Source organism: Actinobacillus ureae ATCC 25976 (genome assembly GCF_000188255.1).
Taxonomy (GTDB): Bacteria; Pseudomonadota; Gammaproteobacteria; order Enterobacterales; family Pasteurellaceae; genus Actinobacillus; species Actinobacillus ureae.
In genome coordinates, this window is the sequence record NZ_GL831080.1 from 1,387,234 (window position 1) to 1,396,902 (window position 9,669).

A 9,669-nucleotide genomic window follows, 5' to 3' on the forward strand; every position below is an offset into this window, starting at 1 on the left:
TGGCTAATCGAACCTGAATTAGCAATGCCAAAATGAAGGGAGGCGCTTTCTGCAGAAAATTGTCCTTTTTTGACCGCTTGTATGACGGTTAATTTGAATTCGGGGGAATATTTTTGCTTCTTACCCATCACCGCTAGCCCATTGATTCCGTTATGATTAAATTGAGCAATCCATCGAGTTAAGGTTTTCTTGGATAATTGAAAATATCGTTGAGTGAATAAACGGTTTTTGTCATTTTGAATGATAAAACTCGATGACTTGTTGTTTGAATAGCGAGTTATATTTAGTCATAAAAAATCTGCACCTTAATCCGTTGGATGGTTAGTCCAACTTTTGGGGTGCAGATCATTGAAAGGCTTTCTTCTTTAGCTATTTGAAATATACAAAGTTCACGTATTATGGTTAATGCTCAAAATAGACCTTTATACTCCCCTTCCCTAACGCTTCTTTTAATCCCTTCACATTATGAATTTTACCAATGTTAGTATAATGATAAGGGATATCAAAACTCTCATAAAAAATCACTAATGTATTTCCTTGCCAAAGCAAAATATCACCGGTTTGAATTGAGCCAACTGCGTGATCATAAGCGGTCAAATTTTTAGGTAATTCTGCAAATTTTTCATTGCGTAGGTGGTCCTGCATTTCCAATGTTAAAGGTAACAATTCTGTAAGTTGCTGTACATCCCCAGTATCGGCTAATCCTGCTTCGAAAATTTGTTGTCCTATCGTAATTTGCATCGTTTTCCCCTGTAAAAACGGACTAAAACATAAACTGAAAATCAACCCAATCAGAAGCCTAATTTTCATTGCTAACCTCATCAATTATTTTAACGATTTTAGCCGGTACACCGGCAACAATCGTATTTGCCGGCACATCTTTAGTAACTACACTACCAGCCGCAACAATCGCATTTTCACCAACCGTAACGCCAGATAAAATCGTAGCTCCAGCACCAATCCAAGCATTTTGCTTAATTATTACAGGTTTGACGATCACACCACGACGAGTTTTCGGATCCGTTGGGTGGTTAACCGTAATAATATTTACTCTCGGGGCAAGCAAAACATTATCTTCAAGTGTAATCCCTCCCAAGTCGGTAAACACACAAGCGGTATTAATAAATACATTTTTACCAATGCGAAGATGACGACCGAAATCACTATATAACGGTAAATTAACGTGCAAAGTTTCGTCAATTTGCGATTGGGTAATTTCGCTCAATAGACGTTGGATTTCAGCTTATGTTTGAAACTTTCCTGATAATTCGGCAATTTTCGGGGCATTTTCTGCTACAATTTGATGAATATCTTCAAAAATTTGATTACCCTTAGCAATCAAACTATTCATAGGTAAATCAACAGCGTATTGCATTTTTGTTCTCCGGTTTTCAAAAAGATAATCGGTCAAAGTCCTCTCATTTTTTGCGAAAATTTAGAGAAACTTGACCGCTTGTTATTATTTCAAGTTAGCTTTAAAGAACTGTTCAAATTTATCGTATGGAATTTTACCTGCAACGTTATCATACAAATCCGTATGCGTTGCATTTGGTACAATCACTAATTCACGCAGGTAACCAGCTTTTTCAAACTGCTGAACAAACATTTTCTAAACTCGATCACGAATTAGCAATGCTAGAGCATTACCGCCAAACTCCGTTTGGACAGGTACGAATCACAGCCTCACAATATACTCTTGATAAAGTGTTATTACCTAAACTCGCTAAATTTCAAACACGATATCCTGAGATTCAACTCGAATTAATCAGCGATACTGCATTTTCCGATATTATTTCCGAGCAGTTTGATGCTGGCGTTCGCTTTGGAGATTTAGTTGCTGAAGGAATGATTGCGGTAAGAATTAGCAACGACGAAGAAATGGCGGTTATTGGCTCACCTGATTATTTTCATACTCACGGGTTTCCAAAAACACCTTCTGATTTAGTTCATCATCAATGCTTAAATTATCGTTACGCCAGTGGAGCAATGTACCATTGGGACTTCATCGTCAATCACGAGCATATTCAGGTCAAAACACAAGGACAATGGACATTTTCTAATGATTATTCGATTAGAAATGCAGCGAAATTAGGATTAGGACTAGGCTATATCTGTAAAGATTTGGTTCAGAAAGAGTTGGAAAAAGGCGAATTGATTCAAGTGCTAAGCGAATTTAGCTATACCTTTACAGGCTTTCATCTTTATTACCCTCATCGGAATACTTCGCCTGCGCTGAAGTGCGTGATTGATGCGTTAAGGGAATAAAATAAGCGGTTGGATTTGCTACTTTTTTTGCAAATCCAACCGCTTATAGTATTCTTCATTTCCTGTTTTATTTCAGCAAAAAACGATTAGTGGCAATTAGATGTAAAGTCATTAAGATTAACGCTAAAATAACTACCGACCCCACAATGAACATTGTCATACCAAGCATTGCAATCGGTTTAACTGATAATTCGTGGTAGAAATGAAGCCCAACACCTGCCATTGAGGCAGAACCGAATGAGAAAGCCCAAAGCCCCATAGACAAGCCGTTTTGCATAACCCATGGCAATAATTTGGCTAATAATAAGAATTGTAAAAGCCCATAGCCGATAAGCAAATACACAAAACTATCTATTTTGCCACCATTTAAGCTAAGGTAAGCCGAGCAGCAAACGAAAGCAGGAGCAAACTGGATACCAAATACAGGGCGAATTGTTGGCGGAACAGGATCTAAATTACGTAAACGTTGTTGTACTGTGGGTTCTAAACAAAGCCAAGAAAAAACACCTGCACCAAGAAAAAGCATACCAAGTTCATTCTGCCCTATCATACCTAAAGCATTAGCGCTGACAAAATTCGCTGCAACCAATGGCAAATATAACACGGGAGTGGTAGCTTCGGTCGGGTGATTACCTTGCCACAGTTTACCAATACGTAACATAGCAAAGATAAGCTGGCCAATGATGCCTAGCACTAGCAAAATATCACTCACAAAAGTACTATACGGCTGAATAGCGATAGCAATTAACAACGAGGTAATCATAATTAGGCTGACAAAACAGCCCATTATCGGGTGGATAAGCTCTGCTCTGGCTAATTGCGGATAACTAAACCATTTATAGCCATATACGATGATTAAACTTATCCAAATCAAAAAGGCTATCGTTAAAACTGACTCCCCAATGAGATGGGAAACTGGCAAAATACCAGCCGCATAGCGCCAAGCTAAGCCAATTCCAGCAAGCCCCAATACCATACCTAGGTAATTAACTGGAATAGGAAATACTGTTTTTGTTATCATACTCTCTAAAACTAAAATAGGTTTCACACAGAAACCTATTTTAGCTCTTTTACTATATTGCTTCAATTTGCCACATTATTTGATGTGATAATTACCAACCTTTTACCATTCCGCCCTTGAATACTTCATTCGCTTTATTAAAAACGTCATCCGTTTGGTATGCTTTTACAAAGTCTTGCACAGCTGCCGAATCTTTATTGTCTTCACGAGCAACGATGATATTCACATAAGGCGAATCTTTATCTTCAACAAACAAACCGTCTTTTGTTGGCGTTAAACCTATTTGCCCTGCATAAGTTGTATTAATCACTGAAAATGCCACATCATCTAGCGTTCTTGGTAACAATGGAGCCTCAATTTCTTTAATTACTAACTGGCGGGGATTTTCAATAATATCAATGCTTGTCGCTTTTAAACCGGCTTCCGGTTTTAATTTAATTAAGCCTTGTTTCTCTAATAAAATTAATGCACGAGCAAGATTAGTTGGGTCATTCGGTAATGCAATCGTTGCACCATCTTGCAATTCGTCCAATGATTTAATTTTCTTAGAATACGCTGCAATCGGATAGACGAATGAATTACCGACCGAAACTAATTTATAACCTTTATCATGAATTTGATTATCTAGATAAGGCTTATGTTGAAACGCATTTAAATCTAAATCGCCTTTATTTAAGGCTTCATTCGGCGTGGCATAATCAGTGAACACCACTAATTCAACCTCTCGCTGATATCTTTCTTTAGCGACTTTTACCGCCACTTCCATAACTTGATGTTCCGGTCCTGAAATTACACCCACTTTTAATTTTTCTTGTTTTTCATTACAAGCGGTTAAGAATACCGAACAAATTGCAACTGCACTTAATACATTTTTTAATTTCATTTTATTCTCCTTCATTTAGAAAAAAGCGATAATTTTTTGCAAAAAATTCACAAAATCTTACCGCTTATCATGAATTACCAGCCTTTTACAATACCGCCTGAGAAGTGTTTAAGCGCTTCTTGGTACACTTCTTCAGTTTGGAATGCTTTGACAAAGTCTTTGATTGCCGGATTGTCTTTGTTGTCTTCACGAGAAACGATCAAATTCACATATGGAGAATCTTTCGCTTCCACAATCACACCATCTTTTTCCGGTGTTAAACCTGCTTGACCTGCATAGTTATTATTAATGATTGCAAGATCTACATCATCTAATGCACGTGTTAATAATGCCGTATCAATTTGGCTAATTTTGACATTTTTAGGATTTTCAACAATATCTACTTCCGTTGCATAAAGATTTGTCGGATCTTTTAATTTGATCACACCGTTTGCTTGCAACAAGAGTAACGAACGTCCTGCCGTACTTAACTCGTTAGAAATCGCAATTTTTGCGCCTTCTTTTAAATCGGCAATCGCTTTAACCGTTTTAGAATAGCCTGCAATTGGGAACACAAACGTGTTTGCTTGCGCGACAAATTTATAGCCTTTCTCTTTCATTTCACGCTCAAAGAACGGTACTGATTGGAAGACATTTATATCCAAATCACCGTGGCTTAATGCGTAGTTCGGTTGAGTATATTCACTAAATTCAACCAACTTTACATCTAAGTTATATTTTTCTTTGGCGATACGAGCCGCTACTTCGTTTACTTGCGCTTCAGGGCCTTGCATCACACCAACCGTTAATGTTCTTGCTTCTACTTTTGCCGTATCTGCCACTTTCTCTTCTTTACAACCGGTTAATGTTAAAGCTGAAACAACGGCTAAACCAAATAATTTTTTGATATTCATAGAGTAATCCTCTCAATCTAGATAAAAAATAAGCGGTGAAATCCTCTCATTTTTTGCAAAATTTAGATAAAATCTCACCGTTTGTTTAAGTAACAATTGGAATCAATAAATGACTACCAACCTTTTACTACACCATCTTTAAAGTGTTTTTGCGCTTCGCCAAACACTTCTTCAGTTTGGAATGCATTCACAAAGTTTTTCACCGCTTCGCTGTCTTTGTTGTCTTTACGTGCCACAATAATATTTACATACGGAGAATCTTTATCTTCTACAAAAATACCGTCATTCGCACTTAAACCGACCTGACCTGTATAAGTATTGTTTACTACCGCTAAATCTACATCATCTAACGCTTTTGCCGCCACCGAAGTATCCACTTCTTTGATGTTTAATTTTTTCGGATTTTCAACAATATCTAATGTGGTTGAGAATAAATTTGTGTTGTCTTTTAATTTGATTAAGCCTTGTTTCTCTAAAAGAATTAATGCACGAGCAAGGTTTGAAGGGTCGTTAGGCACTGCTACTACAGCTCCTTCTGCTAACTCAGCAACGTTTTTAACTTTTTTAGAATAACCCGCAAGTGGGAATACAAAGGTATTACCTACGATTTCAAGGTTAGTTAAGCCTTTTGATTGGCTGTCTTTATCTAAATACGGTTTGTGCTGGAAAGCGTTCGCATCTAAATCACCTTTACTTACCGCCGTATTTGGTAACGCATAGTCATTGAATAATACGAATTCCACTTCTAAACCGTATTTTTGTTTCGCCACTTGTGCCGCTTTTTCCGCCACAGTATGTTCCGGGCCAGACATCACGCCGACTTTAATTTTTGACGTTGCTTGTGCAACATCCGCTTTCTTCTCTTCGTTACAGCCGGTTAATGCTAAAGCAGACACTAACGCCACGCCTAATACTTTCTTGAAATTCATAGGAAAACTCCTTTTTAATGTTGTGTTTAACGATGATCGTAACGTTTTGCAAGGTTATCGCCGATTTTTTGGCTGACCATTACAATCGCTACAATAATAATTGTTGAGATCCATTTTACATAGACCATGTTACGGTGTTCACCGTAACTGATAGCAAGGTTACCCAAACCGCCGCCGCCAACGGCCCCCGCCATTGCAGAGTAGCCGATTAAAGCCACTAAGGTTAACGTGATACCGTTGATTAAAATCGGAAGTGATTCTGGTAAATAGAATTTACGAACCACCTGCCAATTGGTTGCTCCCATTGATTTCGCCGCTTCGGTTAAACCGGCTGGGATTTCTAATAACGCATTTGAAGTTAAACGCGCAAAAAACGGAATTGCCGAGACACTTAACGGCACAATCGCTGCCGTTGTACCTAACGTTGTCCCTACCAATAAACGGGTAAAAGGTAACAACACCACTAATAAAATAATAAACGGAACAGAGCGACCGATATTGATAACAACATCTAATACCTGATGTAAACGTGGGTTCTCTAAAATCTCACCTTTGCCGGTTAAAAACGCTAAGAAACCGATTGGTAAACCGACTACCACGGCAAGTAGCGTCGCTGCAAAGCCCATATAGAGCGTTTCAATCGTTGAAGTACCGACTAAGCCCCACATTTGAGGTGTGAGTTCTTGCATAAAACTATCCCACATAACCTAACACCTCCACTTTTACATTATTATCAATTAAATAGAATTTTGCTTCTGCAATCGAATCGTTATTACCGGTAACTTCCGCAATCACAAAACCGAATTTAACACCGCCCGCATAATCAATTTGCGACATTAAGATACTGAAATCAATGCCGAATTTTTTCGATGCAATAGAAAGTAACGGTGCATCCACCGAACGGCCAGTAAATTCAAATTTAATAATCGGTTTCCCGTTTGGCGTTTGATGGTCAAAAAGCTGATCGGTATATTCCGCTGGCAATTCGTAATGGAATGTCGATTGAATAAACTTCTGTGCCAATTCCGTTTTCGGATTAGAGAAAATCTCACTGACCGAACCGGTTTCAATTAATTGACCTTTATCGATCACCGCCACTCGATCACAAATACGTTTTACCACTTCCATTTCATGGGTAATCAATAAAATGGTTAAACCTAAACGCTTATTAATGTCTTTTAATAATTGTAAAATCGATTGTGTTGTCGCCGGATCTAATGCACTTGTCGCTTCATCACATAATAAAACGTGCGGATCACTAGCAAGCGCACGTGCGATTGCAACACGTTGTTTCTGACCGCCGGATAAATTGCTCGGATAAACGTCTTTACGCTCGGTTAAGCCGACCAATTCAATCAATTCATTTACTTTCTTCTCAATCTGATCTTTCGGCGTATTGCTTAAAGTTAACGGTAATGCAATATTTTCATATACCGTATGTGACGCCAACAAATTAAAATGCTGGAAAATCATCGCAATATTACGGCGAGCTAAAATCAACTCTTTTTCCGACATTGCGGTCAAATCCTGCCCGTCCACAATCACACTACCGATCGTTGGACGTTCAAGTAAATTCACACAGCGAATAAGCGTACTTTTACCCGCACCACTCGCCCCGATAACACCATAAATTGTCCCCTTCGGCACCTCAAGGTTTACATTGTCTAAGGCGGTAATCTTTTTACCCTTTACCTCAAACTGCTTACTGATATTTTTCAGCTGAATCATAACAATATATCCATACTATAAATCAATTAAATCAGCTAGTTATTCTAGACGTCTAGAATGCTATGTCAATTCACTAAACCAGTTTTTTTATATCAAAAAGGAATAAAAGAACATTCAATCATTCTAAGAGCGAAAAAAGCGGTTGAATTTGCAAAATTTTTTACAAATTACTCATTCTTTATACATAAGGATTTAATTGTCGAATATATGGATTTTTTTGCTATAAATTCATAATGTGAAACAGATCACACATACACACTTTATATATTGCTATTATCCATTTGCATATTAAAGCACATGCCTATTTATCAAGCAGAAATGTTATTTAATAGTTACATTTAACTTTAGGAGTTTTATATGAAAACTAGCAAAAGAACTTTTTTAAAATCACTTTTAGCAGTTTCTATTCTTGCTATCAGTGGCTTACATTCAGGTTTTACCTATGCTAAATCTACAGATAACCTTAAATTAGGTTTCTTAGTAAAACAGCCTGAAGAACCATGGTTCCAAACTGAATGGCGTTTTGCTGATAAAGCCGCTCAAGATTTAGGGGATGTTGAAATCATAAAAATTGCGGTACCTGATGGAGAAAAAACATTAAATGCTATAGATAATTTAGCTGCCAATGGAGCAAAAGGATTTGTAATTTGTACACCAAATCCAAAACTTGGCCCAGCAATTATGCAAAAGCTAGATCTTATGATTTAAAAGTCATTATTGTTGATGATCAATTTTTAAATGCAGCTGGCGAACCAATGACTAATGTGCCTTTAATTATGATGGCTGCAACCGAAATCGGTGAACGTCAAGGTCAAGAGCTTTATAAAGAAATGCAAAAACGCAGTTGGGACGTAAAAGATACGGCAGTACTCACTATTACAGCTGATGAATTAGATACAGCTCGCCGTCGTACTGAAGGTTCCATTGATGCACTCATAAAAGCTGGATTCCCTGCGGAAAAAATCTACAAATCTCCAACAAAAAGTAATGATATTCCGAGAGCTTTAGATGCGGCAAATTCAATGTTGGTGCAACACCCAGAAGTAAAAAATTGGCTGATTGTAGGTATGAATGATAATACGGTTTTAGGTGGTGTTCGAGCAACTGAAGGACAAGGCTTTAAACCTGAGAATGTGATTGGTATTGGAATTAATGGCACTGATGCGGTTAATGAACTTTCTAAACCGAAAGTAACCGGTTTCATTGGTTCTTTACTACCTAGCTCGGATGTTCACGGTTATCGTAGTACGGAAATGTTATACAAATGGGTGAAAGAAGGTGTAGAACCGCCAAAATACACTCCTATTGGTGATCAAGTATTACTTAATCGTGAAAACTTTAAAGTGTAACTGGATAAAAAAGGTCTTTAACTTTAGATAAAGTAACAAGAATTCAGTAAGGAGGATATATGGTCGCATATTTAGAATTTGATAATATTCATAAAGAATTTCCCGGCGTTAAAGCTTTAAAAGGCGTTTCATTTAAATGTTACGAAGGAAAAGTACATGCATTAACGGGGAAAATAGGGCAGGAAAATCCACTTTACTGAAAATATTAAGTGGCAACTATCCCGCAACTCAAGGGAAATTACACATTGGCGGTAGAACGGTAAATTTCCGTAATACCAAAGATGCTTTGTTAGTCGGTGTTGCCATTATTTATCAGGAATTAAATATTGTTCCTGAAATGACGGTTGCCGAAAACCTTTGCTTAGGGCAATTTCCACATTCTCTTGGCATCGTGAACCAAAAGAAACTGGAAGAAAATGCTCAATTTTATTTAGATAAACTTGAACTGAATATTTCACCATCCACTAAGCTTAAAGATTTATCTATCGGTCAATGGCAGATGATTGAAATTGCCAAAGCATTAAGCCGAGGAGCAAAAGTAATTGCTTTTGACGAGCCAACCAGTAGTTTATCCGCGCCTGAAATTGAAAAATTATTGGGG

The 9,669-nt window shown here is 37.6% G+C and carries 9 protein-coding genes and 5 pseudogenes; 4 read left to right on the plus strand and 10 right to left on the minus strand.

The genetic code is table 11. The annotated features are described in order from the left end of the window. The 4 genes and pseudogenes from HMPREF0027_RS11990 to HMPREF0027_RS13030 form a co-directional block, all read right to left on the minus strand. Window positions 1-291, minus strand: a pseudogene (locus tag HMPREF0027_RS11990) (helix-turn-helix domain-containing protein); the annotation flags it as partial. Window positions 292-402: 111 nt separating this feature from the next. Next, window positions 403-741, minus strand: a complete 339-nt coding sequence (locus HMPREF0027_RS06495; RefSeq protein WP_044024454.1) for a cyclophilin-like fold protein — start codon at window positions 739-741, stop codon at window positions 403-405. A 58-nt stretch (window positions 742-799) separates the two neighbouring features. After that, window positions 800-1,375 (minus strand): annotated as a pseudogene (locus HMPREF0027_RS06500) (DapH/DapD/GlmU-related protein). 84 nt (window positions 1,376-1,459) lie between these two features. Further along, window positions 1,460-1,570 (minus strand): annotated as a pseudogene (locus HMPREF0027_RS13030) (alpha/beta hydrolase); the annotation flags it as partial. On the opposite strand from HMPREF0027_RS13030, the pseudogene HMPREF0027_RS06505 reads away from it, so the two are divergent. Further along, window positions 1,558-2,265, plus strand: a pseudogene (locus tag HMPREF0027_RS06505) (LysR substrate-binding domain-containing protein); the annotation flags it as partial. The pseudogenes HMPREF0027_RS13030 and HMPREF0027_RS06505 sit on opposite strands and share 13 nt — an antisense overlap. 67 nt (window positions 2,266-2,332) lie before the next feature. Here HMPREF0027_RS06505 and tehA read toward each other — a convergent pair. The 6 genes from tehA to metN all read right to left on the minus strand — a co-directional run bounded on the left by tehA (window position 2,333) and on the right by metN (window position 7,719). Further along, window positions 2,333-3,286, minus strand: a complete 954-nt coding sequence (gene tehA / locus HMPREF0027_RS06510; RefSeq protein ID WP_044024456.1) for a dicarboxylate transporter/tellurite-resistance protein TehA — start codon at window positions 3,284-3,286, stop codon at window positions 2,333-2,335. Between the two features lie 91 nt (window positions 3,287-3,377). After that, entirely contained in the window at window positions 3,378-4,169 is a 792-nt protein-coding gene (gene metQ / locus HMPREF0027_RS06515) for a methionine ABC transporter substrate-binding lipoprotein MetQ (RefSeq protein ID WP_044024334.1), read from the minus strand. A 74-nt stretch (window positions 4,170-4,243) separates the two neighbouring features. Further along, window positions 4,244-5,062, minus strand: coding sequence for a MetQ/NlpA family ABC transporter substrate-binding protein (locus HMPREF0027_RS06520; protein ID WP_005623274.1), 819 nt, complete (start codon window positions 5,060-5,062; stop codon window positions 4,244-4,246). 113 nt (window positions 5,063-5,175) lie between these two features. Then, on the minus strand, window positions 5,176-5,991 hold the full coding sequence (locus tag HMPREF0027_RS06525; RefSeq protein WP_005623276.1) for a MetQ/NlpA family lipoprotein: 816 nt from the start codon (window positions 5,989-5,991) through the stop codon (window positions 5,176-5,178). A 26-nt stretch (window positions 5,992-6,017) separates the two neighbouring features. Then, window positions 6,018-6,695 carry a methionine ABC transporter permease gene (locus HMPREF0027_RS06530; RefSeq protein WP_005623278.1) on the minus strand — a complete coding sequence of 226 codons (678 nt, stop codon included), beginning with the start codon at window positions 6,693-6,695 and terminating at the stop codon, window positions 6,018-6,020. Further along, window positions 6,685-7,719 (minus strand): methionine ABC transporter ATP-binding protein MetN, encoded by a 1,035-nt coding sequence (gene metN, locus HMPREF0027_RS06535; RefSeq protein WP_005623280.1) that lies wholly within the window; start codon window positions 7,717-7,719, stop codon window positions 6,685-6,687. Before metN ends, HMPREF0027_RS06530 begins: the two co-directional genes overlap by 11 nt. Window positions 7,720-8,076: 357 nt before the next feature. Between metN and HMPREF0027_RS06545 the strand changes: the two are divergent. From HMPREF0027_RS06545 to HMPREF0027_RS06550, 3 genes and pseudogenes are all read left to right on the plus strand, one after another. Further along, window positions 8,077-9,068, plus strand: a pseudogene (locus HMPREF0027_RS06545) (substrate-binding domain-containing protein). Between the two features lie 59 nt (window positions 9,069-9,127). Continuing rightward, window positions 9,128-9,268: a hypothetical protein gene (locus HMPREF0027_RS12935; RefSeq protein WP_276324229.1), complete on the plus strand. Its 141-nt coding sequence runs from the start codon at window positions 9,128-9,130 to the stop codon at window positions 9,266-9,268. Then, window positions 9,205-9,669 (plus strand): ATP-binding cassette domain-containing protein (locus tag HMPREF0027_RS06550; RefSeq protein WP_005623294.1); only part of this gene is annotated, 465 nt, incomplete at its 3' end. The genes HMPREF0027_RS12935 and HMPREF0027_RS06550, both read left to right, overlap by 64 nt.

What these genes read in the sequence shown, in the direction of transcription:
- HMPREF0027_RS06495 (WP_044024454.1), bottom strand. Translation starts at nt 741, where the DNA reads ATGCAAATTACGATAGGACAACAAATTTTCGAAGCAGGATTAGCCGAT.
- tehA (WP_044024456.1), bottom strand. Translation starts at nt 3,286, where the DNA reads ATGATAACAAAAACAGTATTTCCTATTCCAGTTAATTACCTAGGTATG.
- metQ (WP_044024334.1), bottom strand. Translation starts at nt 4,169, where the DNA reads ATGAAATTAAAAAATGTATTAAGTGCAGTTGCAATTTGTTCGGTATTC.
- HMPREF0027_RS06520 (WP_005623274.1), bottom strand. Translation starts at nt 5,062, where the DNA reads ATGAATATCAAAAAATTATTTGGTTTAGCCGTTGTTTCAGCTTTAACA.
- HMPREF0027_RS06525 (WP_005623276.1), bottom strand. Translation starts at nt 5,991, where the DNA reads ATGAATTTCAAGAAAGTATTAGGCGTGGCGTTAGTGTCTGCTTTAGCA.
- HMPREF0027_RS06530 (WP_005623278.1), bottom strand. Translation starts at nt 6,695, where the DNA reads ATGTGGGATAGTTTTATGCAAGAACTCACACCTCAAATGTGGGGCTTA.
- metN (WP_005623280.1), bottom strand. Translation starts at nt 7,719, where the DNA reads ATGATTCAGCTGAAAAATATCAGTAAGCAGTTTGAGGTAAAGGGTAAA.
- HMPREF0027_RS12935 (WP_276324229.1), top strand. Translation starts at nt 9,128, where the DNA reads ATGGTCGCATATTTAGAATTTGATAATATTCATAAAGAATTTCCCGGC.